This is a genomic window from Actinomadura geliboluensis (genome assembly GCF_043197915.1).
GTDB lineage: Bacteria > Actinomycetota > Actinomycetes > Streptosporangiales > Streptosporangiaceae > Spirillospora > Spirillospora geliboluensis.
Genome location: NZ_JBICUA010000001.1, coordinates 1,085,871 through 1,112,789, shown reverse-complemented (window position 1 = coordinate 1,112,789; position 26,919 = coordinate 1,085,871). Strand labels below are relative to the sequence as shown.

Genomic DNA, 26,919 nt, shown 5'->3' with positions numbered 1-26,919 from the left:
CCTCGACGGTCCTCAACAGATCTCGACGGACCTCAACAGACATCAACAGACCTCGACAGACCTTGACGGGTCGGTATGGTGGCGACCCTTATGAGCGGTGAGACGAGGCGACTGGAGCACATCGGCCCGTACCGGCTGCTGTCCGGGACGGGCGGCGAGGCATCGCAAGGAGCCGCCGGGGCCGTGCACCGCGCGGCGGGGCCGGACGGCCGCGACGTCGCGATCCGGCTGCTCCCGCCCGGCGCCGCCGTCGACATCGGGCGGATGCGCGAGGTGCTCAGCCCCTACGTGGTGGACGTCCTGGACGGCGAGCCCGCCGGGCCGCGCCCCTATGTCGTGTCCCGGTTCGTCCCGGGGCGGCCGCTCGCGGAGGCGGTCGCCGAGCGCGGTCCCATGTCGGGGGACGCGCTGTGCCGCCTGGCCGCCGGGCTGGCCAAGGCCCTCGCCGCCATCCACGGGACGGGCCTCGTGCACGGCGCGCTGGAGCCGGGGACCGTGCTCGTCGTGGACGACGCGCCGGTCGTCGTCGACTTCGCGCTGACCTCCGCCACCGACCCCGCGGGCGATGTCCGCGCGTGGGCGGCGACGGTGGCGTTCGCCGCCACCGGGCGGCGCGACGCCCCGGCCGGTGCGCTGCCGGCCGCCCTGCGTCCGCTGGTCGAGGCCGCCGCGCACCCCGATCCGGGGATGCGCCCGGCGGCGGAGGAGCTGGCGGAGGCGGCCTCCCGGCTGGACCTGCCGGCCGTCCCGGCGGCCCGTCCGGCGCCCGACGAGGCGCCGCTGCCGCCCGCGCCCGCGCGGGTGCCCGAGGCGGCGCGGCGGGAGCCCGCGCGGGCGCACGAGCTGAAGGTGGCGCTGGGCTGGGCGCGGCTGCTCACCGCCATGGCCGTGGTGATCGCGGTCGCCGTCGTGGTCGTGGTGCCGGTCGCGGGGCTGGCGGCGTCGCTCGCCGCCGTGACGCTGCTGCGGCTCGCGGGCACGCCGGTGGGGACGTGGGCGAAGGGCTGGGCGGGCGCCTTCGGGCGGACGCTGCTGACCGTCCCGTACGCGGCGGCGGTCGCGGTCGCGGTCCCGGTCGTGCTGGTCGCGGCGGCGGCGTTCGGCGGGAAGATCGATTCGCTCACGGCCGGCGCGTTCGGCGCCGGCGCGGGGGCGGCGGTGCTGTGGACGGCGCCCGGCGTGCAGGGGCCGCGCCGGCAGCTGGAGCGGATGTTCCTGCCCGTCGCGCGGCGGCCCCGGACCATCGCCGGCGCCGTGCTGGGCCTCGGCGCCCTCGCCCTGGTCGCGGGGGTCGCGGCGCTGACGCTGACACCGAGCTTCGCTCCGCTGTACGGGGCGCAGCAGTCGCTGGAGAGCGCGCTGGACCGCCTGCAGCACGCCGTCAACCGGTGGTGAGACGTGAAGTGCGTCACGTCCGGTTCGGAATGGGATTCGGCCCCTGAAACCCCCGTTCGCGTGGGTAAGGTCTCACGAACTGGGATTTGCCAGCAGGCTACTCGCTAGTAACATGGCGGGTGCACGGCCGAATCAGGGACCCGGCTCCGAAGCAGGTTCGGGTATTTGGCAGGCTGTGACTTCGAAAGCGCACGTCCGCGTCGACCCGTCATGGGCGGCGCCCCTCTGCCGCTCACCCAGCGGCCAACTGAGTGCAGGGAGGTCGGCCACCGGCCATGAACATCGTCGTCCTGGTGAAGCAGGTTCCCGATACGGAGAGCCCGCGCAAGCTGAAGTCCGATGACAGCACGCTCGACCGCGCGGCGGCGGACGGGGTCATCAACGAACTCGATGAGTACGCGATCGAAGAGGCGCTGCGCATCAAGGAGGCCCACGGCGGCGAGGTGACCGTCCTGACCATGGGTCCCGACAAGGCCACCGACTCGATCCGCAAGTCCCTGGCCATGGGCGCGGACAAGGCCGTGCACCTCGTGGACGACGGCCTCGCCGGCTCCGACGCGCTGCAGACCTCGTACGCCCTCCAGCAGGCCCTCGGCCGCACCGGGTTCGACCTGGTGATCCTCGGCTCGGAGTCCACCGACGCGCGCACCGGCGTCCTCGCCGCGATGCTCGCCGAGCGGCTCGGCGTCGCGCAGGTCTCGCTCGCCAACAAGGTCGAGATCGACGGGACGTCGATCAAGGCGCAGCGGCAGACCGACTACGGCTTCGACCGGGTCGAGGCGAGCCTGCCCGCGGTCGTCAGCGTCGTCGAGAAGATCAACGAGCCGCGCTACCCCTCCTTCAAGGGGATCATGGCGGCCAAGAAGAAGCCGGTCGAGACGCTCGGCCTGGGCGACGCCGGCATCGACGCGGCCCAGGTGGGCCTGGCGAACGCCGCGACCGAGGTGGTCGACTTCGCCGAGGCGCCGCCGCGCGCCAAGGGCGAGATCGTCACCGACGAGGGCGACGGCGGCGTGAAGATCGCCGAGTTCCTCGCGTCGAAGAAGTTCGTCTGACCGGGGAAGGGGATTTAGAGACCAATGGCTGAGATTCTCGTCCTCGTCGACCATGTCGACGGTGAGGTCAAGAAGGTCGCGCTCGAACTGCTGACGCTGGCGAACCGGCTCGGCGAGGCCGCCGCGGTATGGGTCGGCCCGGGCTATGAGAACGCCAAGGACAAGCTCGGCGAGTACGGCGCCGGCAAGGTCTACGTGGCCGCCGACGAGGAGCTGACCTCCTACGTCGTCGCCCCGAAGGCCGCGCTGCTCGCCCAGCTCGTGGCCGACAAGTCGCCCGCCGCCGTGCTGGTCGCCGCGACCGGCGAGGGCAAGGAGGTCGCGGGCCGCCTCGCGGTCAAGACCGGCTCCGGCGTGCTCACCGACGTCGTGGACGTCACCGACGGCTTCGTCGCCGAGCACTCCATCTTCGGCGGCGGCATCATCGCGCACGCCAAGGTGAAGACCGGCACGCCGATCATCGCCGTGCGGCCGAACTCCGTCGCCCCCGAGGCGGCCCCGGCCACCCCGGCCGAGGAGCAGGTGTCGGTCACGCTGTCGGACGCCGACAAGGGCGCGAAGATCGTGGAGAAGGTCGTCCAGGAGAAGGGCGAGCGCCCGGACCTGACCGAGGCCGCGATCGTCGTCTCCGGCGGCCGCGGCGTCGGCGGCGCCGAGAACTTCAAGATCATCGAAGGGCTGGCCGACTCGCTCGGCGGCGCCGTCGGCGCGTCCCGCGCCGCGACGGACGCCGGCTGGTACCCGCACTCGTTCCAGGTCGGCCAGACCGGCAAGACCGTGTCGCCGCAGCTCTACATCGCGGTCGGCATCTCCGGCGCCATCCAGCACCGGGCCGGCATGCAGACCTCGAAGACCATCGTCGCCATCAACAAGGACCCCGAGGCGCCGATCTTCGAGCTCGTCGACTACGGCATCGTGGGCGACCTCTTCCAGGTCGCGCCGCAGCTCACCGAGGAGATCACCAAGCGCAAGTGATCCTCGCGCGAAGGCCCCGGCGGCACCCGCCGCCGGGGCCTCCGGCGTTTCAGGAGCGGGCGTTTCAGGATCGGGCGGGCGACGGGTACGGGACGGCCTTCAGCAGCGCGGGCTTGAGCATCTCGCTCACCTCGCCGTACGGGACGACCGTGTCCTGCAGCCCGCACGCCGACGCGTAGCCCAGGATCGCCCCGTAGAACGCCACGCGGACGCCCTTCGGCGTGAGGGCCATGGTCACGGAGCCGTCGCCGACGAACTTGGACGGATTGTCGGTGCCGCGCGGGACCACCGTGCCGCCCGGGGTGCTCTGGCCGCTCCAGCAGTACACGCCGTCGGGCAGATGCGCCTTGATCTTGTCGTCCAGCGGCTTGAGGCCCTGCTCGGTCGGGACGCGGAACAGGCCGGGCGCCGTGTAGGAGGCGCCCGTCTTGAGATCGACGGTGGCCGCCTGGGACTGGTCCCAGCCCGTCCCGCGGTCGCCCTGGAGGGTGACGGTGTACCAGACCGACAGCAGCCGGTCGTTGCGCAGCAGGATCTGCGGCTTCACGACATCGGTGTAGGCGCCGCGGCCGATGTCCTTCAGGCCGCTGACGGTCTTCGTCCAGCGCTGTTCGAGCGGTGCCCGCAGCGCCGCGTTGACCTTGCGCGTGACCGCGGGCTCGCCGCCCGTGACCCGCACGACCTGGCCCTGCACCTGGAGCGTTGCCCCGTTCCCGATGTTCCGCGGCGGTTCGCTGAGCGCGGCCAGGCGCGTCGCGATCGGCTTCGGCGCCTCGTCGGCCGTGGCCACGTAGACGGCCGCGCCGCCGCCCACCGCCACGGCGGCGGCCCCGCCCGCGACGGCCGCCGCGCCCTTCGCCCCGAGCGCGCCGAGCACCCCCTGGCCCGCCGCTCCGGCACCGCCGGCCCCGGCGCCCGCCGCGCTTCCCGCTCCGGCACCGCCCGCTGCGGCCCCGCCGGCCGCACCGGCCGCACCGGCCGCGCTCGCGCCGGCTCCGGCCGCGCCGCCCGAACCGAGCCCGAGCGCGGTGAGCGGGAAGAGCACCGACAGCGCGGCGGCGGTGCCCGCGAGCGCCCGGACGCCGTGCCCCTCCCAGCCGGCCCCGTACGCGCTGGCCGCGACCGCCTCCAGCTCGGCGACGAACGCCGCCGCCCCCATCGGGCGGTCCCACGGGTTCTTGGCCAGGCCGCGCTCGATCAGCGGGCGGAGCGGCTCGGGGACGTCCTCCACCGGGACCGGGGCGGTGAGGTGGCGGCCCATCAGCCCGACGTGGTCCTCGGCGGTGTAGGGCCGCCGCCCCGTCACGCACTCGAAGAAGACGCACGCCGCCGCGTACACGTCGGTCGCGGGGGAGGCGGGCTCGTCCCGCCACTGCTCGGGCGCCATGTAGACGGGCGTGCCGGACCGGCCGGCCGCGCCCGCGTCCACCGCGATGCCGAAGTCGATCAGCTTGCTGAGCCCGTCGCCGCGCACGATCACGTTCGCGGGCTTGTAGTCGCGGTGGACGATCCCGAGGTCGTGCGCGGCGGCGAGGCCCAGCAGCGAGCCCTTCAGCACCGCCAGGGCCGCCTCCGGCCGCAGCGGGCCCCGCTCCGCGAGCACCGCCTTGAGGGACGCCCCGTCCACCGCCTCCATGACGATGGCGGCGCCGTCCGGCCGCTCGACCAGCCCGAACAGCTGCGCGACGTACGGGTTCCGGAGCCGGCTCAGCAGCTCGGCCTCGCCGCGGAACCGCTCCCGGAACTCCGCGTCCCCGGCGAGCGACTCCCCGAGGTACTTGATCGCCGCGGGGCGTCCCGTCGCGTCGTGCCGCGCCAGGACGACCCGCCCTTGCGCGCCCTCGCCGAGCACGCGCAGCTCGCTGTACCCCGGAACCCGCCATCCCGCCATGGACCGCCCCCATCACCCGCGGGGATTCTCCCCGCAATGATTCCGCATTGGGTTATATCGGATTGCGAGCCCGGCCGCCGGGGGTCAGGCGGCGACGGGTTCGGGCCGGGTGTCGCTGGGGTCGGTGGGGCCGGTCTTGGCGGCCTGCTCGGGCACGGCGGCGGCCGTCACGTCGATGCCGGAGCGGAGCGGCACGAAGCGCGCTCCGGCGGCGATGAGCAGCGCGAGGACGACGACCGTGCCGACGCCGACGCGCAGCGAGGTGGCGTCCGAGAGGAAGCCGACCACGACCGGGCCGAGCAGCAGCCCGCCGTAGCCCATCGCGCCGACCTGGGCGACGGCCGCGGCGGGACGGTCCGGCGCCGCGGTCCCCGCCAGCGAGATCGTCGTGGGGACGACCGTGCAGACGACCAGCCCGGTCACGAAGAACCCGGCGATCGCGACGGCCGGGGTCGGCGCCAGCACGACGACGGTCATGCCGACGGCGGTGCCGAGGCCCGCGCCGGTCAGCAGCCGGCGGGTGCCGACGCGCATCCGGACGCGGTCGCCGACGAGCCGGCCCAGCAGCATCGCCAGCTCGAACACCGGGTACCCGACGGCCGCGACGGCCTCCGTGGCGCCGAGCTCCTCGTGCAGGAGCAGACCGCTCCAGTCGGCGATCGACCCCTCGGTCATGAACGCGATGAACCCGAGGACCCCGATCAGGTAGACGGCCGGGGGCAGACGGCGCGCCTTGCGGCCCGCCCCGGCCTCGGCCGGCGACGGCGGATCCGGCAGGTAGGTGCGGCCGAGCGCGAGGCTCGCGGGCAGCGCCACCAGCGCGGCGGTCAGCACGGTCGTGGTGAAGCCGAGCCCGGCGGCGGCGGTCGCGACGCCGAACACCCCGCCGCTCATCGCGCCCACGCACCATCCGGCGTGCATGCCGCTCATGATGGACCGGCGGTACGCCCGCTCGACGACGCTGCCCTGCGCGTTCATCGCGATGTCGGTGATCCCGAACGTCATGCCGAACAGCGCGACCGCCGCGAGCAGCACCCCGTAGGTAGGTGCGAGCGCGACCGCCACATAGGACAGCGCGGTCAGCGGCAGCGCCACGCGGAGCACCGTCCGGCTGCCCGCGCGCGCCATGACGCCGCGCAGCGCCTGCATGGCCGCGATGGCGCCGAGCCCCCAGACGAGGACGACGATGCCGATCTCGCCCTCGGTCGTCCCGAACTTGGCGGCCAGCGCGGGCATGCGCGCCACCCACACTCCGGTCAGCAGGCCGGCCAGCGCGAAGGTCAGGAACGATCCGGTGCGGGCACGGAACAGCATGGTTCACCTCTTTCTCGGCTCGGCGGGGCGGGCGGCCCCCGGTTGCGGCGCCGCTCGCGCGGCGTCGTCACGACGGAACTCCGGACCGCGAGGCGGCCCGGTGTCACACGGGCGTCCCCGCACGGCAGTGCCGTGCAGGGCCGCTCGCGGTGGTTCGGGGTGGGGTGGGGCGGGCGGGACGGGAGTCAGGGGGCCGGTGCCCCCGTCATCGCTCCAGAAGGTCCAGCAGCCGCCGTTTCAGTGCTTCGAGCTGCGCGGCGTCGTACAGCTCGGGATCATGGCTCACCACTTCCCAGAGGCCCTCGGCCGCGAGCCGGACGACCGTCGCGGCGCCCGGGTCCGGGTCCTCGGCGGGGTCGCGGCCGTGCCAGCGGCGCATCGCCGCGTTCAGCGGCTCGCCCTGCTCCGGGTCCGCCGCGGCGGCCGTGATGGCCGACCAGCGCCGGTAGGCGCGGGCCTCCCCGGTGAGGATCTCGAACGTGGCCTCGACGTAGGCGCGGGTGTAGGCGCTCGGCACGCCGTCCCCGTACGCGTCGACGTAGGCGGCGATCAGGTCGTCGAACTCCTCGATGACCCGCGCCACCATGGCCCGGACGAGCGCCTCCTTGGTGGGGAAGTGGTAGAGCAGCCCTCCCTTGCTGACGCCGGCGCGGTCGGCGACCGCGATGAGCGTCAGCGCCTGCGTGCCCTGCTCGGAGAGCACGGCCTCGGCGGCGTCCAGAAGGGCGTCTTTCGTCATGATCCTCCTACTGTACCGGCTGGACGGTACAGACGGTGAACCGGCCCTCCCCGGCGGCTATTCCCGCCCCCGCGCGCAACGGCACGGGCGACGGCGGGGAACAGGACCGGCGCGGATAATGTTGACCGCGTGGTGACCTACCTCGACCATGCGGCGACGACCCCGATGCTGCCCGAGGCCGTCGAGGCGATGACGGCGGAGTTGCGCGAGCTGGGGAACCCGTCCTCCCTGCACGCGGTGGGACGGCGCGCCCGCCGCGTCGTCGAGGAGTCCCGCGAGATCATCGCCGAGGCGTTCGACGCCCGGCCCAGCGAGGTCGTGTTCACCTCGGGCGGCACCGAGGCCGACAACCTCGCGGTCAAAGGCGTGTTCTGGGCCCGCCGCGCCGCCGACCCCGCCCGCACCCGCGTGCTGGCGGGCGCCGTGGAGCACCACGCCGTCATGGACGCGGTGCAGTGGCTCGCCGACCACGAGGGCGCGAAGGTCGAGTGGCTCCCGGTGGACGGGCTGGGCCGCGTCCGCCCCGAGACGCTCCGCGACGCGCTCGGCTCCGGCGACGACGTGGCGCTCACCACCGTGATGTGGGCCAACAACGAGGTCGGGACGGTCCAGCCGGTCGCCGAGCTCGCCGCCGCCGCCCGCGAACGCGGCGTCCCCCTGCACACCGACGCCGTCCAGGCCGCCGGGCAGCTGCCCGTCGGCTTCGCGGTGAGCGGTGCGCAGGCCCTGACCATTACCGGCCACAAGCTCGGCGGCCCGATCGGCGTCGGCGCGCTGCTGCTCGCCAAGCCCAAAGAACCCGTCTTCCTGGACCCGGTGCCCCTGCTGCACGGCGGCGGCCAGGAGCGCGACGTCCGGTCCGGGACGCTCGACACCCCGGCCATCGCCGGGTTCGCCGCCGCCGTCCAGGCCACCGTCGCCCGCCGGGAGGCCGAGGCGCGCCGGCTCACCGAGCTGCGCGACCGGCTGATCGACGCCGTCCGCGCCGCCGTGCCGGACGCCGTCCTGAACGGCGACCCCGTCGACCGCCTCCCCGGCAACGCCCACTTCTCCTTCCCCGGCTGCGAGGGCGACGCCCTGCTCATGCTGCTGGACGCGCGCGGCATCGCCTGCTCCACCGGGTCGGCGTGCTCGGCCGGCGTCTCCCAGCCCAGCCATGTCCTGCTCGCGATGGACGCGAGCACCGAGCGCGCCCGCGGTTCGCTGCGCTTCACGCTCGGCCACACCTCCACCGAGGCGGACGTGAAGGCCCTCGCCGACGCCATCGGCCCGGTGGTGGAACGCGCGCGCCGCGCCGGCCTCAGCTGACCGCCGGCCGGTCCGCCCCGGGTTTGACCTTCTCTTGAACGGGGACGGCGTTGCCCGTGACGACGGACGTGAGCGACGGCATCAAGCAGGCGGCGGGACACCCCTGGTTCCACCACCTGTCCCGGGCGGGTCTCGCCGCCCGCGGACTCCTCTACCTCCTCATCGGCTGGCTCGCCCTCCAGGTGGCGTTCGGCGGCGGCGGGAAGGAGGCCGACCGCAAGGGCGCGCTGGAGGCGGTCGCCGAGAAGCCGGGCGGCCCGGTCGTCCTCGGGCTGATGGCGGCCGGTTTCGCCGCGCTCGCCCTCTGGCAGCTCGCCGAGGTCCTGTACGGGCGTCCCGTAGAGGACGGTGACAAGCCCACCAAGCGGCTGGGCTCGGCGGGGCGCGCCGTCATGTACACGGCGGGCTGCGCGGGAACCCTGGCGTTCCTGTTCGGCCACCACGGCACGTCGAGCGACCGGCAGTCCCAGACCATCACGGCGCGGCTGATGGGCGAGCCCGGCGGCCGCTGGCTCGTCCTGGCGATCGCCGCCGGGTTCGTGGTCTGGGGCGTGATCGTGGTCGTCGGCGCCGTCCGCCGCGGCTTCCTGGACGAGTTGGAGACCGCCAAGATGGGCAGGGCGGCGCGGCGGTCCGTCCAGCCCCTCGGCATCGTCGGGAACGCCGCCCGCGGCCTGGTCGGCCTCGCCGCCGGCGCGTTCCTCGCCTACGCGGCCGCCACGTTCCAGCCGGACAAGGCCCGCGGCCTCGACGGCACGCTCCGCGAGTTCGCCGACACCCCCGCCGGCGCCTGGGGCCTCGCGGCCGTCGCCGCCGGCGTCCTCACCTTCGGCCTCTACTCGTTCTGCGAGGCCCGCTGGCGCAAGGTCGACGCCACGCGCCGGGGCTGGTAGGGCGCGCGGCTTCTCACGGCTGGTAGGGCGCGAGGGCCTTCCAGCCGGGGTCGGCGGTGGAGGCGACCTTGGCCTTGCCCTCCGGCCAGCCCGCGGCGAGCTGGTCGAGCTCGGAGATGACGCCCGAGTCGGGGTCGGCGTACAGGTGGAAGACCCGCAGGCCGTCGCCCGTCTCCCGGACGGCGAGGACCGCCCGGTCGCCGAGCTTCGCCAGCTTCTTCTCGAACGAGCGCAGCGCGCCCGCCGACGGCTCGACCGGCAGCCGGTCGGGGTTGCTGTTGGCGTACGGGACGGTGATCGCCACGTGCAGGTCGCAGAGCGGGTAGTCCTGCCGGTGCAGCGGGAACCGGGCGCCGAGGCGGGCCGGGTGCCCGCGCGGGGTGCGGCCCTCGCCGGTCAGCCAGGCGGGCTCGGCGAACGGCTCGGCGACCTGCTCGACGACGGCGGGCAGCATCGACGGCACCAGCGCGTCGATCGGCGCCTCCGTCGCGATCGCGACCTCGCCGATCCAGCGGGCCACGTCGTCCTCGCCGAGCGCCCAGTACAGGACGTTCAGCGCCACCTGGAGCTGCTGCTCCTCGGCGACGAACAGGAAGTCGGGGTGGTAGGCGGTGATGTGCACGCGGGCGCGGTCGGCGTCGGCGCGCATGCCCAGCCGGACGTACTCCAGGTCGAACTCGTGGTCGCCGAGGATGAGGTCCTGCGACAGCATCTCCGGGTCGGCCTGGCGCGCCGGGTGGAAGCTCCAGCCGCCGGCCGCGGCCCCGGAGGGCGCGGAGCGGGCCCAGCGCTCGGTGAGGCCGCGCAGCTCGGGGTCGCCGCCGCCGGTCACGGTCAGCGACGGACTCCGGTCGTCGGCGCCGCCGATCTCCCACTGCAGCCCCGGATGGATCTTGTGGACGCGGCGGGACAGCTCCTCGATCGTCTCGGCCGACAGCCCCTCGCCGGGCACGGCGGCCTCGGCCGCGTCGGGTTCGGGCCCGGCGGCCAGCGACGCCTCGATGGTGGGGCGGGCCTGCGCCCACCACTCCCAGAACTCGCTGATCGCGGGCGGTACGACGGTGGACGCCTCGCGCGGACGGCGGAAGATTCCCATAGCGGCCCCAATCGTACGCGGAAATGCGGACGGCGGACCGGGCCACGCCGCGTACCCTCGAAGGACTATGACTCTGCGCGTTCTCGCCGCCATGTCGGGCGGCGTCGACTCCGCCGTGGCCGCCGCCCGCGCCGCCGAGGCCGGGCACGACGTCACCGGGGTCCACATGGCCCTGTCCAGCAACCCGCAGTCCTACCGGACGGGGGCGCGCGGCTGCTGCACCCTGGAGGACTCCCGCGACGCCCGGCGCGCCGCCGACGTGATCGGCATCCCCTTCTACGTCTGGGACCTCGCCGAACGCTTCCACCAGGACGTCGTCGAGGACTTCGTCAGCGAGTACGCCGCCGGCCGCACCCCGAACCCGTGCCTGCGCTGCAACGAGAAGATCAAGTTCGCCGCGCTGCTCGACCGCGCCATGGCGCTCGGGTTCGACGCCGTCTGCACCGGCCACTACGCCCGCCTGGAGGGCGGCGTCCTGCGCCGCGCCGTCGACCCGGCCAAGGACCAGTCCTACGTGCTGGCCGTCTGCACCCCCGAGCAGCTCGCGCACGCGCTGTTCCCGCTCGGCGACACCTCCAAGGCCGACATCCGGCGCGAGGCGGAGCGGCGCGGCCTCCAGGTCGCCGACAAGCCGGACAGCCACGACATCTGCTTCATCGCCGACGGCGACACCCGCGGCTTCCTCGCCGAGCGGCTCGGCGCCGCCAGGGGCCCGATCGTCGACACCGACGGCAACGAGGTCGGCGAGCACGACGGCGCCTACGCCTACACGATCGGCCAGCGCAAGGGCCTGCGCCTCGGCACCCCGGCGCCGGACGGCCGGCCCCGCTACGTCCTCGACATCTCCCCGGTCACGAACACGGTGACCGTCGGGCCGCGCGAGCAGCTGGACGTCCGCGAGATCACCGGCGAGCGCGCCGTGTGGCTGGGCGACGTCCCGGAGGGCCCCTTCGCCTGCCAGGTCCAGCTCCGCGCGCACGGCGAGGTCTACGACTGCACCGCCGAGCCGCACGGCGACGAGCTGCGCATGACCCTCGCCACGCCGGCCCGCGGCGTCGCGACGGGCCAGGCCGCCGTCCTCTACGCCGGCGACCGCGTCCTCGCGTCCGCCACGATCGCCGACACCACCCGCGTCCCGGCCTGACCGCGCGCTGTTTGACCCCGCACTCTCCGACCCCCAAGCCCCGAACGCCGAGGTGACCTGGAGGGGCTGGGGGTGTGCGGGGTCCTTGCCGCTGTGACCGGTTGGCCTATCGTCTCCTGGACGGAACTTGGGAGGCGGCTGTGAAGTTCGGTGTTTCGACGTTCGTGACGGATGACGGGATCGGTCCGGCGGCGCTCGGGCGGGCGCTGGAGGAGCGCGGGCTCGGGTCGCTGTACCTGGCCGAGCACACGCACATCCCGGTGAAGCGGGAGTCGCCGTGGCCCGGCGGGGCGGAGCTGCCCCGGAAGTACTACCGGACGCTCGACCCCTTCGTGGCGCTGACCGCGGCGGCGGCGGTGACGGAGCGGCTGCGCGTCGGGACGGGCATCGCGCTGGTCGTCCAGCGCGACCCGATCGTGCTGGCGAAGGAGGTCGCGTCCCTCGACCTGGTCTCCGGCGGGCGGGCGGTGCTCGGCGTCGGCGCCGGCTGGAACCGGGAGGAGATGCGCAACCACGGCACCGACCCGAGGACGCGGATGCGGCTGCTCCGCGAGCGCGTGCTGGCCGTCAAGGAGCTGTGGACGAAGGAGCAGGCGGAGTTCCACGGCGAGTTCGTCGACTTCGACCCGGTGTTCTCCTACCCGAAGCCCGTCCAGGACCCGCACCCGCCCGTGATGATCGGCGGGTCCGGCGCGACGACGTTCGACCGGGTGGTCGAGTTCGGCGACGGCTGGATGCCGATCTACGGGCGCGGCACGGACACGCTGGCGGCGCAGATCTCCGAGCTGCGGGAGCGGGCCGGCCGCAGAGTGCCGGTCACCCTGTTCGGCGTGCCCGGGAAGAAGGAGGCCGTCGCCGAGCTGGCGGACGCCGGCGTCGACGAGGTGCTGTTCAACCTGAGGACCGAGCCCGAGGACGCGACGCTCCGCTACCTCGACCGGCTCGCGGACCTGGTCTGATCACTGCGCCGATAGGGTCGGGGACGTGACGACGAGCTACCCGTGGCAGGCGGGGACGGCGACCGGGGTGGGGTCGTATCCGGGGGACGACCCGGCGGAGGCCCTGCGGGTGGTCCTCGGCGAGCTTCCCGACCTGCCGCACCTGCCGGAGCTGCCCGCGCGCGGCCCCGGCGCCGACCTCACCGGCCGGACCGCCGGGCTGCTGATCGACATGCCGGTGCGGGTCGAGCCGTCCGGCTGGCGGTTCTCCGACCGGCCGGGCCGCGACACGCTGCGCTCCCGCGACCACCTGGCCCGCGACCTCGACGTGCTGGAGGAGGTCGCGGGCGGCCACGACGGGCCGTTCAAGATCCAGGTGTGCGGGCCGTGGACGCTGGCGTCCACGATCGAGCTGCGGCACGGCGACCGGGCGCTGAAGGACCCGGGCGCCGTCCGGGACCTGACCGCCTCGCTCGCCGAGGGCGTGGCCGCGCACGTCGCGGACGTCCGGCGGCGGCTGCCCGCGGCGGAGATCGTCCTGCAGCTGGACGAGCCGGGCCTGCCCGCCGCGCTGGCCGGGACGGTCCCGACGGCCAGCGGCTTCTCGCGGCTCCGCGCCGTCGAGGAGCCCGTCGCCGAGGACGCCCTCCGCACGGTGATCGACGCCGCCGGCGCCTACCCGGTGGTGCACTGCTGCGCCCGGAACGTCCCGTACGGGCTGCTGCGCGGCGCCGGCGCGAAGGCGATCTCGGTCGACCTGCGCCTCGTGCCGAAGCGCGACGACGACGCGGTGGGCGAGACCATCGACGCCGGGATCGGGCTGTTCCTCGGCGCCGTGCCCGGCACCGACGCCGCGCTGCCGTCCCTCCAGGCGACCGGCGAGCCGGTGAAGGGCCTGTGGCGGCGGCTCGGCTTCCCGCCCGCGCAGCTCGCCCGGCAGGTCGTGATCACCCCCGCCTGCGGCATGGCGGGCGCGTCGCCCCGCTATGTCCGCGACGCCCTCAAGCGCTGCCGCGACACCGCCCGGATGCTCTACGAAGCCGCGGACGAGTGACCGGAGGGGCCGTCCCACCAGCGGGTCGGCGGGCCGCCAAGAAGGCGGATGACCAGGGTGCGTCACGGGTCATAATGTCGGACGCGTTGGCGACAATGGGGGCATGACCATGAGCGATGGCGTTCCCGCGGAGGCACGGCAGCGGCACCTCGAGCTGAGCCGGGAGCTCGAGGAGGCCAACTACAGGTACTACGTCCTCGACCAGCCGACGCTCACCGACGCCGAGTACGACGCCCGCATGCGGGAGATCGGCGCGCTGGAGGAGCGGCATCCCGAACTGGTCACCCCCGACTCGCCGACGCAGAAGGTCGGCGCGCCGATCGTCACCGACTTCGCGACGGTCGGTCACCTGGAGCGGATGCAGAGCCTCGACAACGCGATGAGCGCCGACGAGCTGCTCGCGTGGGACGAGCGGGTCGTCAAGGAGGTCGGCACCGTCGCCGGCTACCTGTGCGAGCTGAAGATCGACGGCCTGGCGATCGCGCTGACCTACGAGGGCGGGCGGCTGACGCGCGGCGTCACCCGCGGCGACGGGCGCACCGGCGAGGACGTCACCAACAACATCCGCACGATCGCCGACATCCCGGACCGGCTGGCCGGCGACGGCTGGCCGGACGTGCTGGAGGTCCGCGGCGAGGTGTTCCTGCCGGTCGCCGGGTTCGAGCAGGTCAACGCCGCGCAGGTGGAGGCGGGCAAGGAGCCGTTCGCCAACCCGCGCAACGCGGCGGCGGGGTCGCTGCGGCAGAAGGACCCGCGGGTCACCGCGCACCGGCCGCTCGGCATGCTCGTCCACGGGTTCGGCGCCTGGCGGGGCGGGACGCAGCCGGAGAGCCAGTCCGGGGCGTACGAGCTGATGCGCGGCTGGGGGCTGCCGGTCAGCGACCGGTACAAGGTCGTCGGCGGGCTCGACGCCGTCCGCGAGTACATCGCCGAGTACGGCGAGAACCGGCACGACCCCGCCTACGAGATCGACGGCGTCGTGGTGAAGGTCGACGAGTTCTCCCTGCAGCGGCGGCTCGGGTCGACGAGCCGGGCGCCGCGCTGGGCCATCGCGTGGAAGTACCCGCCGGAGGAGGTCAACACCCGGCTCCTCGACATCAAGGTCGGCGTCGGGCGCACCGGGCGCATCACCCCGTTCGGCGTGATGGAGCCGGTGAAAGTCGCGGGCTCCACCGTCGACCGGGCCACGCTGCACAACGCGGGCGAGGTCAAGCGCAAGGGCGTGCTGATCGGCGACACCGTCGTGCTGCGCAAGGCCGGCGACGTCATCCCGGAGATCGTCGCGCCGGTGACCGCGCTGCGGGACGGCTCCGAGCGCGAGTTCGAGATGCCGTCGCACTGCCCCGAGTGCGGCACCGAGCTGGCGTACGAGAAGGAGGGCGACGCCGACATCCGGTGCCCCAACGCTCAGTACTGCCCGGGGCAGCTGCGCGAGCGGCTGTACTTCGTGGCGAGCCGCAACGCGCTCGACGTCGAGGCGCTCGGCTATGTCGCGGCGACCGCGCTGACGCAGCCGCTGGAGCCGTCCGACCCGCCGGTGAAGAACGAGGGCGACCTGTTCCACCTGACGGTCGAGCAGCTGCTGCCGATCCGGAGCCTGGTGCTCGACTCCAAGACCGGCACGGCCAAGACCGACCCGAAGACCGGCGAGCCGAAGGTCGTGTCGTTCTTCGCCAACAAGGAGGGCGAGCCGAAGAAGACGGTCGAGATCCTCTTCGAGGAGTTGGAGAAGGCCAAGCGGCAGCCGCTGTGGCGGGTGCTGGTGGCGCTGTCGATCCGGCACGTGGGGCCGTCGGCCGCGCGCGACCTCGCCCGCGAGATGCGCTCGATGGACGCGATCGCGGCCGCGACCGAGGAGGAGCTGGCGGCGGTCGACGGCGTCGGGCCGACGATCGCGGCGTCGATCAAGAACTGGTTCGCGGTCGACTGGCACCGGGAGATCGTCGACAAGTGGCGGGCCGCTGGCGTCCGGATGGAGGACGAGGGCGCCGCGGGCCCGCGCCCGCTGGAGGGCGTCACCGTGGTGATCACCGGTTCGCTCGCGGAGTACAGCCGCGACTCGGCGACCGAGGCGGTGCAGCGGCTCGGCGGCAAGGTGTCCGGCTCGGTGTCGAAGAAAACCGGCTTCGTGGTCGTCGGCGACAGTCCAGGGTCGAAATACGACAAAGCCGTCAAGCTGGGCGTACCGGTCCTGGCGGAGGACGGCTTCCGCGTGCTGCTCGCCGACGGGCCAGATGCGGCCAAAAACGTAACTTTGCGCGCCGACGAATAACGCCGCGTGGTCATGGGGGTCCGACCAGCATCGCGTTACTCAGGGGTACACTACGATCACCCAACGGTGAGCGGTGGGTGTGATACGGCATAACGGAACGTACGCAATCGGTTTCGCGAAGTTGACCAAAGGCCGTACCCTCCCACTCATCACGACCTACACCTGAATCTCCGGACGTAACACCCGGGAGGCGTCCCCCCGGGAGCGGGGACGCCCGGTGCCGGGGGCCGGCCCCCCGAACCTCCCCCCGAGGATGTGATGAAGGACCCGAACAATACGCGGAACACGGCACCGCGCCGCGGCTCCCCGTTGTGGATCTACTTCGTCGTGGTCGTCCTGCTCGGCATCACGGCCGGCGGGGCCGCGTTCTCCGGGCTGAGCGCGGCCGACCTGGACGCCCTCGTCGGCACGCCCGTCTTCTGGATCCTCGGCTGCTTCATCATCTTCGGCGAGATGCGCCCGATCATCACGCCGGGCTCCACGGAGAACAACGGCGCCACCACCTCCACCACGTTCTCGTTCGCGGCGCTGCTGTACGCCGGCCTGCCCATCGCCGCCGCGCTCCAGGCCGTCGCCGTCATCACCTGCGGCATCTTCCGCGGCCGCGCCCCGCACCGGATCGCCTTCAACGCCGCCCAGTACACCCTCAGCCTCGCCGCCGCGCAGCTCGTCCTCGCGCTGTCGGGCAACCTCGCGACCCCGTCCAGCCTGTGGGTGCCGCAGGGCTCCGACCTGCCCGCGATCGCCCTCGCCGGCGCCGTGTACTTCGTCTGCAACGACACCCTCGTCGGCTCCGCCGTCGCCCTGCACGAGCGGGTCTCGCTGGTGAAGGCGCTCCGCTTCGACCTCGGCTACCAGATCCTGGTCCACCTGGCCCTGCTCGGGCTGGCCCCGCTGATGGTCGTCGCCATGGACCGGTCCGCCCTGTTCGTGCCGCTGATCGTCCTGCCGTTCATCGCCGTCTACATGAACGCCTCGGTCTCCGTCCGGCGCGAGCACCAGGCCCTGCACGACGGGCTGACCGGGCTGCCCAACCGCAAACTGCTGATCGTCCGCACCGAGGAGGCGCTCGCCGAGGCGCGCGGCGCCAAGAGCCGCGGCGCCGAGCACCACGGCGCGCCCAAGCGCGGCGCCGAGCGGCACCGCCCCGGCCGGCTCGGCTCCCGGCGCCGCAGGCCCGCCGACCCGCCGGACCACCGCGCCGGGCTGTTCCTCCTCGACCTCGACCGCTTCAAGGAGGTCAACGACACCCTCGGCCACCCCACCGGCGACCGGCTCCTGCAACTCGTCGCGCACCGGCTCACCCACAGCGTCCGCCCCGGCGACCTCGTGGCGCGGCTCGGCGGCGACGAGTTCGCGGTGCTGCTGCCGACCGTCCGGGACGAGGCCGCCGCCCGCGAGGTCGCCGCCAGGCTGCGCGCCGCGCTCAGCGAGCCCGTCCGGCTGGACGGCATGTCGTTCGACCTTGAGGCCAGCGTCGGCATCGCGCTGTTCCCCGACCACGCCCCCGACTTCGAGCTGCTCCTGCAGCGCGCCGACGTCGCGATGTACAACGCCAAGGAGGCCCGCACCGGCGTCGAGACCTACTCGCCCGGCAAGGACCGCAACTCCCCGGCGCGGCTCAGCATGCTCGGCGACCTGCGCCGCGCCATCGACCGCTCCGAGCTGGAGCTGTTCTACCAGCCGAAGGTCTCGCTGCGGGACGGCCAGCTCGTCGGCATGGAGGCGCTGCTGCGCTGGCGCCACCCCGACCAGGGCGTCCTCGAACCCGAGGCGTTCCTGTCCGTCGCCGAGCAGACGTACCTGATGCGCTCGATCACCCACCATGTCGTGACCGCCGCGCTCGCGCAGACCGCCGCCTGGTGGCGGGAGGACCTCGCCGTCCAGGTCGCCGTGAACGTCTCCGGCCGCGACCTCCTCGACACCGGCCTCGCCGAGACGATCGAGGAGGGCCTGCTCGCCCGCGGCCTGCCCGCCGCCGCGCTCCAGCTGGAGATCACCGAGCGGATCCTGATGAACGAGCCCGCCTACGCCTCCGAGACCGTCGGCGCCCTCGCCGCCCTCGGCATCCCGCTCAGCCTGGACGACTTCGGCACCGGCTACTCCTCCCTCGTCCGGCTGAAGCGGCTCCCCGTCGAGGAGATCAAGATCGACGCCTCGTTCGTGCACCGGCTCGCCGACTCCACCGACGACGCCGTCATCGTCCGCTCCATCGTCGACCTCGTCCGCACCCTCGGCCTGCGCTCGGTCGCCGAGGGCGTCGAGGACCCGGCCACCGCCGAGACCCTCCGCGAGATGGGCTGCGACGCCGCCCAGGGCTGGCACTTCGGCCGCCCGATGGACGCCGCGGCCGCCACCGCCTGGCTCCGCCGCCACTCCCGCAAGGCCCCCGAACCCGCGGCTTGATCTCCCAGGGGGGCGACCCCCTGGAACCCCCGTCACGAGCCGGTCGATCCTCACGCCACGGTTCTGGTCCTTATGACCGTGCGGGTTCGTGGCGTGTCGCTGCGGTCGCCCGGCTCGGCGGGCAGGCCCGCTGCGCTCGCAGAACTCGCTCCGCGTGCCTGCCCGCGCTCCGGTGGCCGGGGCGCCGCGGTGGTCAGTAGCGGCGGCGGGGTTCGTAGTCGTCGGTGTAGTACTCCTCGCGGACGGCCGGCGGGGGGCGGCGGTCGACGGCGCGGCGGGCGGACACGATCCGGACGATGCCGATGACCAGGCCGATCAGGCCGCCGATCATCAGGATCACGCCGACCAGGCGGATGTCGATGCCGCTGAACTCGTAGTTGACCGCGTAGGCCAGGATCGCGCCGATGATGATCAGGGCGATGCTGCCGCCGATGGTCACGGCGGGCTCCTCTCGTCGTCCCGGGGGTGGACGAGGGGAGAGTTCCCCGTGTGCGGAGATGAAACGGCGCGCCGCGATCGTGCCTGCGTAAACCGGGCGGGCCCGCGGGTGCTCGGCCCATAGGATGGGCGGGAACCCACTTCATCGCAGGAACGGTTTCCATCATGTCCGCCATCACCCGTGACGAGGTGTCGCACCTCGCCCGGCTGTCCCGGCTGGCGCTCGGCGACGACGAGCTCGACCGTCTCGCCGCCCAGCTCGACCAGATCATCTCCGCGGTCGCGCGGGTGCAGGAGGTCGCGGCGGAGGACATCCCGCCCACCTCGCACGCGCTGCCGCTGACCAACGTCTACCGGGAGGACGAGGTACGCCCGTGCCTCACCCCCGAGCAGGCCCTCTCCGGTGCCCCGGCGGCCGAGGAGCAGCGTTTCCGCGTGCCGCGGATTCTGGACGAGGAGGCCTGAGCGGATGAGTGAACTGGTCAGGAAGGGTGCGGCGGAGCTCGGCGAGCTGCTCGCCGCCGGTGAGGTGTCGGCCGTCGAGGTGGCCGAGGCGCACCTCGACCGCATCGCCGCCGTGGACGCGCAGGTCAACGCGTTCCTGCACGTCGACCGCGAGACGACGCTGGCGCAGGCCCGGCAGGTGGACGAGCGGCGTGCGGCCGGGGCCGAGCTCGGCCCGCTGGCGGGCGTCCCGATCGCGCACAAGGACGTCTTCACCACCGCCGACATGCCCACCACCGCCGGGTCCAAGATCCTGGAGGGCTGGCGGCCGCCGTACGACGCGACCGTGACGGCGCGGCTGCGGCAGGCCGGCCTGGTGATCCTCGGCAAGACGAACATGGACGAGTTCGCGATGGGCTCGTCCACGGAGAACAGCGCCTACGGCGTGTCCCGCAACCCGTGGGACCTGGAGCGCGTCCCCGGCGGCTCGTCCGGCGGGTCGTCGGCGGCGGTCGCCGCGTACGAGGCGCCGCTGTCGACCGGCACCGACACGGGCGGCTCCATCCGGCAGCCCGCCGCCGTCACCGGCATCGTGGGCATGAAGCCGACCTACGGCGGCTCCTCCCGGTACGGCGTGATCGCGTTCGCGTCGTCGCTCGACACGCCTGGCCCGTTCGCCCGGAACGTGCTCGACGCGGCGCTGCTGCACGAGGCGTTCAGCGGCCACGACCCGATGGACTCCACCTCGGTGAGCGAGGCCGTCCCGCCGGTCGTGGAGGCCGCGCGCCGCGCCGACGTCAACGGGCTGCGGGTCGGCGTCGTCAAGGAGTTCGCCGGCGACGGCTACCAGCCGGGCGTGTCCGCCCGGTTCAACGAGGCGGTCGAGCTGCTGGAGTCGCTCGGCGCGAAGGTCGTCGAGGTGTCCTGCCCGCACTTCGCCTACGCGCTGCCCGCCTACTACCTCATCGCGCCGTCGGAGTGCTCGTCCAACCTGGCGCGGTTCGACGCCATGCGGTACGGCCTGCGCGTCGGCGACGACGGCACCCGCAGCGCCGAGGAGGTCATGGCGCTGACCCGCGCCGAGGGCTTCGGGCCCGAGGTCAAGCGGCGCATCATGCTCGGCACCTACGCGCTGTCGTCCGGCTACTACGACGCCTACTACGGCAAGGCGCAGCAGGTCCGCACGCTGATCAAGCGCGACTTCGAGGCGGCGTTCGAGCAGGTGGACGTGCTGGTCTCGCCGACCACGCCGACCACCGCGTTCCCGGTCGGCGAGCGCGCCGACGACCCGATCGCGATGTACCTGGCCGACCTGTGCACGATCCCGGCGAACCTCACCGGCAACGCCGCGATCTCGGTGCCGTGCGGCCTGGCGGACGGCCTGCCCGTCGGCCTGCAGATCATGGCCCCCGTCCTCGGCGACGACCGCGTGTACCGCGTCGGCGCCGCCGTCGAGCGGGCCCTGGAAGACCGCTGGGGCGGCCCGCTGCTGGCGCAGGCCCCGGAACTGGTGGAGGCGAAGTGACCACCCCGACGCTGATGGACTACGACGAGGCGCTGGCGAAGTACGAGCCGGTCCTCGGGATCGAGACGCACATCGAGCTCGGCACCGCGTCGAAGATGTTCTGCGGCTGCCCGACGGAGTTCGGCGCGGAGCCGAACACGCAGGTGTGCCCGGTGTGCCTCGGGCTGCCGGGGGCGCTGCCGGTGACCAACCACGCGGCGATCGAGGGCATCATCAAGATCGGCCTGGCGCTGAACTGCGACATCGTGGAGTGGTGCCGGTTCGCCCGGAAGAACTACTTCTATCCGGACATGCCGAAGAACTTCCAGATCTCGCAGTACGACGAGCCGCTGTGCGTGGACGGCCACCTGGAGGTCGAGGTCGACGGCGAGACGTACCGGATCGAGATCGAGCGCGTCCACATGGAGGAGGACACCGGCAAGTCGCTGCACGTCGGCGGCTCGACCGGGCGCATCCACGGCGCCGAGTACTCGCTGGTCGACTACAACCGGGCCGGCATCCCGCTGGTGGAGATCGTCACCAAGCCGATCCCGGCGACCGGCGACAAGGCGCCGCTGGTTGCGCGCGCGTACGCGACGGAGCTGCGCGAGCTGGTCCGGTCGCTCGGCGTGTCGGACGTCCGCATGGAGCAGGGCTCGATGCGCTGCGACGTGAACGTCTCGCTGATGCCGCGCGGCGCGTCCGAGTGGGGCACCCGCACCGAGACCAAGAACGTCAACTCGCTGCGGTCGGTGGAGCGGGCCGTCCGGTCGGAGATCGAGCGGCAGGCCGGCGTGCTGGACGCCGGCGGCCGCATCGTCCAGGAGACCCGCCACTTCCACGAGGACACCGGCCGCACCACGAGCGGGCGCAGCAAGGAGGAGGCGCAGGACTACCGCTACTTCCCCGAGCCCGACCTGGTGCCGATGGCGCCGTCCCGGGACTGGGTGGCGGAGCTGCGCGCGTCCCTGCCGGAGCTCCCGGCGGCGCGCCGGCGCCGCATCCAGGCCGAGTGGAACCTGTCGGACCTGGAGCTCCGCGACGTCGTCAACGCCGGCGCGGTCGACCTCATCGAGGCGACGGTCGCGCAGGGCACCGACGCCGGCGCGGCCCGCAAGTGGTGGATGAACGAGCTGTCGCGGCGCGCCACCGAGCAGGGCGTCGAGCTGGCCGACCTGCCGATCACGCCGGAGCAGGTCGCCCGCGTGCAGGCGATGATCACGGCCGGGGAGCTGAACGACAAGCTGGCCCGCAAGGTGTTCGAGGGCGTCCTCGCCGGCGAGGGCACGCCGGACGAGGTCGTGGCGAAGCGCGGCCTGAAGGTCGTCAGCGACGAGGGCGAGCTGTCCTCGGTCATCGACCAGGTGATCGCCGACAACGCCGACGTGGCCGACAAGATCCGCGCCGGGAAGGTCGCCGCCGCCGGCGCCCTCGTCGGCGCCGTGATGAAGGCCACCCGCGGCCAGGCCGACGCCGGCCGCGCCCGCGAACTCATCCTGGAGAAGCTCGGCGCGTCCTGATCACGCGTCCTGACACGCGGTGCCGTCCCGCGCCCCTCCGATGGGCGCGGGACGGTGGTCAGTCTGGGCGGACGCTGAGGATGCGGTCGTCGTTGGGGGCGGGGTCGCCGCGGCCGTCGCGGTTGCTGGTCGTGACCCAGAGGGTGCCGTCGGGGGCCTTGGTGACGGCGCGCAGGCGTCCGAACTCGTTCTGGAGGTGTGCGACGGGGCGGCCCACCTTGCCGTTGTTCAGGGGGACCTGCCAGAGGCGTTCGCCGCGCAGCGCGGCGGCCCACAGGGAGCCGTCCGCGTAGGCGAGACCGGACGGCGACGCCTCGTCGGTCGTCCAGGTCAGCAGCGGCTTCGTGAAGCCGTCGCCGTCCTCGTCGCCCTCGACCTCGGGCCAGCCGTAGTTCTTGCCCTTCTGGATCAGGTTGATCTCGTCGAAGCGGTTCTGGCCGAACTCGGTGGCGTAGAGGCGGCCCTTGCCGTCCCAGGCGAGGCCCTGGACGTTGCGGTGCCCGTACGTCCAGACGCGGTTGCCGAACGGGTTGCCGGGGGCGGGTTTCCCGTCGGGCGTCACGCGGAGGATCTTCCCGGCGAGGGAGTTCTTGTCCTGGGCGAGCGGGCCGTCGCCGGTCTCGCCGGTGGTGATGTAGAGCATCTTGTCGGGGCCGAACGCGAGCCGCCCGCCGTCGTGGTTGGGGCCCTTCGGGATGCCGGTGACGATCGGCTCGGGCGTACCGAGGCGCCCGTCATAGGTGGCGCGGGCGACACGGTTGTCCGCCGCGGCCGTGTAGTACAGGTAGACGAGATGGTCGGACGCGTACGACGGCGAAACGGCCACGCCCAGTAGCCCCGCCTCACTCTGCGCCTCCACGCCGGGCACCGTGCCGACGACCGTCTTCTGCCCGGACGGCGCGACCCGCACCACGCGGCCCGAGTCCCGCTCGGTCACGAGCGCGTCGCCGCCGGGCAGGAACGCCACCGCCCACGGCACCTCCAGATCCGCGGCGACGGTGCGCGGCTTGCCGGGCGCTCCGGGCGTCCCGGACGGCGCGCCGGACGAAACCGGCGGCGAAGTGCGTCCGCCGCCGTCGTCGCCCCCGCCGGACGAAGAGGACGAGCAGCCCGCGAGGAGCACCGCGGTCGAGACCAGGACGATCGTGTGCAGTCGCATGAACGCCTCCCGTAGGTAGTACGCATCCGGCGGTCCGGTCGTTCCCCGTCACCGAGCGTCATGTGGGGGCAAGCCGCCGATTCGGTGACGATCCCATTTCGGGCCTCCCAAACGGATCCGCGACGAGGTCGTTTGTCGCCGGGAGGACGCTCAGCCTCAATCGCTCCGTGACCTACCGAACGTACAGTGAGCGACACGGTGATCCCGTAGTGCAGCAACGTCGCTGATCTCCGGCAGGCGGCTCCGGCAGGCATGCTCCCCCCAGGCAGGCCGGTCGCCACCGGCCCGCGCCGACCCTGCGCGGGGCACGATCCGCGGCCTTCCGCCCGTTGTACGGGCGGCGAGGGTCGTGGACCCGACTCTTCCCCGACGTGCGGCGTCCACCGTCCGCGGGGGCCGACACGCCCCACCGGGGGCAGGAAGGGACCGGCGCGATGAGCGGCGACTACGCCAGGCGGATGCCGCCGCGTGCGCTGCCGGTCGCCATGGCCGCGGTCGTCGGCGTGCTGTACGCCACCGGTTCGCTGCTGGGCTGGGGCGGCCGGGCGTTCATCGCGTGGGCGGAGGCGGGCGCCGCGGGCGCCGCCGCGGTCTCGCTGCTGCTGTCGTCCCGCCGGCCGGACGGCGTCCCGGCGGAGCCGGGCGCGCCGGGCGGGCTCTGGCGCGCGTCGTGGCGGTGGTACGGGATCGCCGCCGCGTCCTGGTTCGTCGGCGCGCTCGGCGGGGCCCTGGCGGACGGCGCCGGCCGCACCGCGCTGTCCCTGTCGGTGCCCGACCTGTTCTACCTGTTCGCGCTGGTGGCGCTCGTCACGGGGCTCGTCGCGCCGATCCGGCTGCCGCGCGACGCGGGCACCTGGCTGCGCTATGCGGCCGACACCTATGTCTGCGCGTGCGCGCTGTTCGTGCTCGGCTGGGTCGCGCTGTTCGGCACCCTGTACCACCGGTCGGGGGAGGCGCCGCAGGAGTTCCTGCTGGAACTGCTGTACCCGCTGATCGACATCGTGTTCGTCTGCGGCGCGCTGCCGTTCGTCCTCGGCGCGGCCCGCGGGCACCGGCGGCTCGCCTGGATGGGGTACGGCGCGCTCACCGCCATCGCCGCCGCCGACATCGTGAGCACGTTCGTCCGGCTGGACGGCGGCGGGCCGTCCGACGACCCGTCCGACATCCTCCGCCTCGCCGGGCTGCTGCTCCTGCTGCTGGTGCCGTGGACGGGCCCGGTCGCCGAGCCGGACCTGCCGGTCGACGACATCCCGGCGGACGTCGAGGTGGACGGCGAGGAGCGCGGCCGCATGATCGGCCCCGGCATCGCGCCCGCCGCGGTCGCCGCGGCGGCGGCGCTGTTCATCGGGGGCCACTCGCTCACCGGCCAGAACGGCCTGGAGCCCGGCGTGTCGATCGCCGCGGGCTCGGCCGCGCTGGTGCTGATCGCGCGGCTCGCCGCGCTGCTGCACGAGAACGAGGCGCTGCGCCGGGCCGTGGACACCGGCGAGGAGCACTTCCGGGCGCTGTCGGAGAGCATCAACGACGCGGTGCTCATCTGCGACCTGGACGCGACCGTCCAGTACGCCAGCGCGGGTGCGCTGCGGACGTACCACTACACGTCCGAGGAGCTGCTCGGGCGCCCGCTGAGTGAGATCGTCCACCCGGAGGACCTGCCGCGCGTCCAGGCGGTGTTCACCGAGTTCCTGGGCGAGCAGCCCGGCAGCGGGCCCGACGACGCGTTGCGCGTGTCGTGCCGGGTGCGCGCGGCCGACGGCACCTGGCTGCCGACCGAGTCGACGATCTCGCGGTACAGCGGCTCGGCCGGGACGCCGGCGCGGCTGCTGGTGACGACGCGGGACCTGAGCGAGCAGGCGGCGCTGCAGCGGCAGGTCGCGCACCTGACGTTCCACGACGGGCTGACGGGCCTGCCGAACCGGTCCTACTTCGAGGAGCGGACGCGGGAGGTGCTGTCGCGGCAGCCGTCCGGCGGGAAGGCCGCCGTCGTGTTCGTCGACCTCGACGGGTTCACCGCGGTGAACGACTCGGAGGGGCACGCGGCCGGCGACCAGGTGCTCGCGCAGGCGGCGCGGCGGCTGCGCGCGAACGTCCTGTCGGACGACACGGTGGCGCGGTGGGGCGGCGACGAGTTCGCCGTGCTCGTGCAGCTCCCGCCGGACGACGGCGAGACCCGCGCCACGGTCGAGCTCGCCGGGCGGCTGCTGCGCGTCCTCTCGGTCGACCCCTACCAGGTGGGCGACAAGCACATCGTGCTGACGGCGAGTGTCGGCATCGCGTTCGCCGGGGACGAGGAGGAGCCCGGCGCCGGCCGCGGCGGCGCCGACGCGGGCCGCCGGGTCCGCCGCTCCGCCGCCGACCTGCTGCGCAACGGCGACCTCGCGATGGCCCGCGCGAAGGAGGCGGGCGGCGGGCGCGTCGAGGTGTACGCCCCGCACATGCACGCCGACGTCGTCCGGCGGCTGGAGCTCGGCAGCGACCTGCAGACGGCGCTCGCCGAGGAGCAGTTCGCGGTGGAGTTCCAGCCGGTGGTGGACCTCGGCACGTCCCGGGTGACCGGGGTTGAGGCGCTGCTGCGCTGGTGGCGGGGGAGCGAGGCGGTGCCGCCGGAGGAGTTCATCGGCCCGGCGGAGGAGTCCGGCCTGATGGTGCCGCTCGGCGAGTGGGTGCTGCGGGAGGCGTGCCGCGAGGTCGCCCGCTGGCGCGGCGACTCCTGGGACATCGGCCTGTCGGTGAACTTCACCGCCCGGCAGATCGCCGCGCCGCGGTTCACCGAGACGGTCGCGGCGGTGCTGGAGGAGACGGGGCTGGCGCCGAGCGCGCTCACCCTGGAGGTCCGCGAGGAGGTCCTCGTCGAGGACGCCGGGCAGAACGTGGCGCGGCTGTCGGAGCTGCGCGACCTCGGCGTCCGGCTGGCGATCGACGACTTCGGCACCGGGTACGCCTCGCTGGCCTACCTCGGGCAGCTCCCGGTGGACATCATCAAGATCGACCCGTCGTTCGTGGCGGGCCTCGGCGCGGACGAGACGCTGACGCTGCTCACCCGCACGATCGTCCGGCTCGGCAGCGACCTCGGGCTGACGGTGGTGGCCGAGGGCATCGAGCGGCCCGAGCAGCTGGAGCTGCTGCGGGAGATGGGCTGCCCGCGCGGCCAGGGCTTCCTCGTGGCGCGCCCGATGGCGGCGGGGCGGGTCGAGTCGCTGGTGCGGACGAACCTCGCCGGGCGCAACCGGCCGGGCGACGTCGCGCTGCCCCTGCCCGGCTGACCTCCGCCGCGTGAACCGCGCCACAGTTATCTCAAATCCTGAGATTTACTGTCCACGGATTTGACCGGGGGGCGGACATCGGCGAAAGTGGGCTCGTGCAGAGCACCTCCA

At 73.7% G+C, this 26,919-nt stretch carries 20 protein-coding genes; 14 read left to right on the top strand and 6 right to left on the bottom strand.

Annotated features, from left to right (window positions below):
- Positions 1 to 90 precede the first annotated feature (90 nt).
- From ACGFI1_RS05305 to ACGFI1_RS05295, 3 genes are all read left to right on the top strand, one after another.
- Positions 91 to 1,395 (top strand): hypothetical protein, encoded by a 1,305-nt coding sequence (locus ACGFI1_RS05305; protein WP_392783077.1) that lies wholly within the window; start codon positions 91 to 93, stop codon positions 1,393 to 1,395.
- Positions 1,396 to 1,670: 275 nt separating this feature from the next.
- Complete coding sequence (locus ACGFI1_RS05300; protein WP_301175893.1) at positions 1,671 to 2,450, top strand: electron transfer flavoprotein subunit beta/FixA family protein; 780 nt, start codon at positions 1,671 to 1,673, stop codon at positions 2,448 to 2,450.
- Between the two features lie 24 nt (positions 2,451 to 2,474).
- Positions 2,475 to 3,425: an electron transfer flavoprotein subunit alpha/FixB family protein gene (locus ACGFI1_RS05295; protein WP_301175894.1), complete on the top strand. Its 951-nt coding sequence runs from the start codon at positions 2,475 to 2,477 to the stop codon at positions 3,423 to 3,425.
- A 64-nt stretch (positions 3,426 to 3,489) separates the two neighbouring features.
- Here ACGFI1_RS05295 and ACGFI1_RS05290 read toward each other — a convergent pair whose 3' ends face one another.
- The 3 genes from ACGFI1_RS05290 to ACGFI1_RS05280 form a co-directional block, all read right to left on the bottom strand.
- Positions 3,490 to 5,316, bottom strand: coding sequence for a serine/threonine-protein kinase (locus tag ACGFI1_RS05290; RefSeq protein WP_392783074.1), 1,827 nt, complete (start codon positions 5,314 to 5,316; stop codon positions 3,490 to 3,492).
- 84 nt (positions 5,317 to 5,400) lie between these two features.
- The gene (locus ACGFI1_RS05285) at positions 5,401 to 6,630 is read right to left on the bottom strand and encodes an MFS transporter (protein ID WP_392783071.1); all 1,230 of its coding nucleotides are present in this window, start codon (positions 6,628 to 6,630) and stop codon (positions 5,401 to 5,403) included.
- Positions 6,631 to 6,835: 205 nt separating this feature from the next.
- Positions 6,836 to 7,369 (bottom strand): TetR/AcrR family transcriptional regulator, encoded by a 534-nt coding sequence (locus ACGFI1_RS05280; RefSeq protein WP_392737087.1) that lies wholly within the window; start codon positions 7,367 to 7,369, stop codon positions 6,836 to 6,838.
- A 132-nt stretch (positions 7,370 to 7,501) separates the two neighbouring features.
- Between ACGFI1_RS05280 and ACGFI1_RS05275 the strand changes: the two genes are divergently transcribed.
- Both ACGFI1_RS05275 and ACGFI1_RS05270 read left to right on the top strand, forming a co-directional pair.
- Positions 7,502 to 8,677: a cysteine desulfurase family protein gene (locus tag ACGFI1_RS05275; protein ID WP_392783238.1), complete on the top strand. Its 1,176-nt coding sequence runs from the start codon at positions 7,502 to 7,504 to the stop codon at positions 8,675 to 8,677.
- A gap of 56 nt (positions 8,678 to 8,733) precedes the next feature.
- Positions 8,734 to 9,570: a DUF1206 domain-containing protein gene (locus tag ACGFI1_RS05270; RefSeq protein ID WP_392783069.1), complete on the top strand. Its 837-nt coding sequence runs from the start codon at positions 8,734 to 8,736 to the stop codon at positions 9,568 to 9,570.
- A 13-nt stretch (positions 9,571 to 9,583) separates the two neighbouring features.
- Here the strand turns inward: ACGFI1_RS05270 and ACGFI1_RS05265 are convergent, their stop codons facing one another.
- Entirely contained in the window at positions 9,584 to 10,666 is a 1,083-nt protein-coding gene (locus tag ACGFI1_RS05265) for a DUF695 domain-containing protein (RefSeq protein WP_138636599.1), read from the bottom strand.
- A gap of 67 nt (positions 10,667 to 10,733) precedes the next feature.
- Between ACGFI1_RS05265 and mnmA the strand changes: the two genes are divergently transcribed.
- The 5 genes from mnmA to ACGFI1_RS05240 all read left to right on the top strand — a co-directional run bounded on the left by mnmA (position 10,734) and on the right by ACGFI1_RS05240 (position 18,480).
- On the top strand, positions 10,734 to 11,810 hold the full coding sequence (gene mnmA / locus ACGFI1_RS05260; protein WP_392783066.1) for a tRNA 2-thiouridine(34) synthase MnmA: 1,077 nt from the start codon (positions 10,734 to 10,736) through the stop codon (positions 11,808 to 11,810).
- A gap of 140 nt (positions 11,811 to 11,950) precedes the next feature.
- Positions 11,951 to 12,769 (top strand): LLM class F420-dependent oxidoreductase, encoded by an 819-nt coding sequence (locus ACGFI1_RS05255; protein ID WP_392783063.1) that lies wholly within the window; start codon positions 11,951 to 11,953, stop codon positions 12,767 to 12,769.
- A gap of 25 nt (positions 12,770 to 12,794) precedes the next feature.
- On the top strand, positions 12,795 to 13,802 hold the full coding sequence (locus tag ACGFI1_RS05250; RefSeq protein ID WP_392783060.1) for a methionine synthase: 1,008 nt from the start codon (positions 12,795 to 12,797) through the stop codon (positions 13,800 to 13,802).
- 103 nt (positions 13,803 to 13,905) lie between these two features.
- Positions 13,906 to 16,074, top strand: a complete 2,169-nt coding sequence (gene ligA, locus ACGFI1_RS05245; RefSeq protein ID WP_138636595.1) for an NAD-dependent DNA ligase LigA — start codon at positions 13,906 to 13,908, stop codon at positions 16,072 to 16,074.
- A gap of 258 nt (positions 16,075 to 16,332) precedes the next feature.
- Positions 16,333 to 18,480 (top strand): putative bifunctional diguanylate cyclase/phosphodiesterase, encoded by a 2,148-nt coding sequence (locus tag ACGFI1_RS05240; protein ID WP_392783058.1) that lies wholly within the window; start codon positions 16,333 to 16,335, stop codon positions 18,478 to 18,480.
- A 193-nt stretch (positions 18,481 to 18,673) separates the two neighbouring features.
- Here ACGFI1_RS05240 and ACGFI1_RS05235 read toward each other — a convergent pair whose 3' ends face one another.
- Positions 18,674 to 18,919 (bottom strand): DUF6458 family protein, encoded by a 246-nt coding sequence (locus ACGFI1_RS05235; protein WP_138636593.1) that lies wholly within the window; start codon positions 18,917 to 18,919, stop codon positions 18,674 to 18,676.
- 164 nt (positions 18,920 to 19,083) lie between these two features.
- Between ACGFI1_RS05235 and gatC the strand changes: the two genes are divergently transcribed.
- The 3 genes from gatC to gatB are packed head-to-tail and all read left to right on the top strand — an operon-like array spanning position 19,084 to position 22,386.
- Positions 19,084 to 19,383: an Asp-tRNA(Asn)/Glu-tRNA(Gln) amidotransferase subunit GatC gene (gene gatC, locus ACGFI1_RS05230; RefSeq protein WP_138636592.1), complete on the top strand. Its 300-nt coding sequence runs from the start codon at positions 19,084 to 19,086 to the stop codon at positions 19,381 to 19,383.
- A 4-nt stretch (positions 19,384 to 19,387) separates the two neighbouring features.
- Positions 19,388 to 20,887: an Asp-tRNA(Asn)/Glu-tRNA(Gln) amidotransferase subunit GatA gene (gatA, locus tag ACGFI1_RS05225; protein WP_392783055.1), complete on the top strand. Its 1,500-nt coding sequence runs from the start codon at positions 19,388 to 19,390 to the stop codon at positions 20,885 to 20,887.
- 14 nt (positions 20,888 to 20,901) lie between these two features.
- On the top strand, positions 20,902 to 22,386 hold the full coding sequence (gene gatB / locus ACGFI1_RS05220) for an Asp-tRNA(Asn)/Glu-tRNA(Gln) amidotransferase subunit GatB (RefSeq protein ID WP_138636603.1): 1,485 nt from the start codon (positions 20,902 to 20,904) through the stop codon (positions 22,384 to 22,386).
- A gap of 58 nt (positions 22,387 to 22,444) precedes the next feature.
- Here gatB and ACGFI1_RS05215 read toward each other — a convergent pair whose 3' ends face one another.
- A complete protein-coding gene (locus ACGFI1_RS05215) occupies positions 22,445 to 23,545 on the bottom strand; it encodes a PQQ-dependent sugar dehydrogenase (RefSeq protein WP_386867450.1) in 1,101 nt (366 codons plus the stop codon).
- Between the two features lie 434 nt (positions 23,546 to 23,979).
- On the opposite strand from ACGFI1_RS05215, the gene ACGFI1_RS05210 reads away from it, so the two are divergent.
- Entirely contained in the window at positions 23,980 to 26,808 is a 2,829-nt protein-coding gene (locus ACGFI1_RS05210) for a putative bifunctional diguanylate cyclase/phosphodiesterase (protein ID WP_386867448.1), read from the top strand.
- Positions 26,809 to 26,919 lie beyond the last annotated feature (111 nt).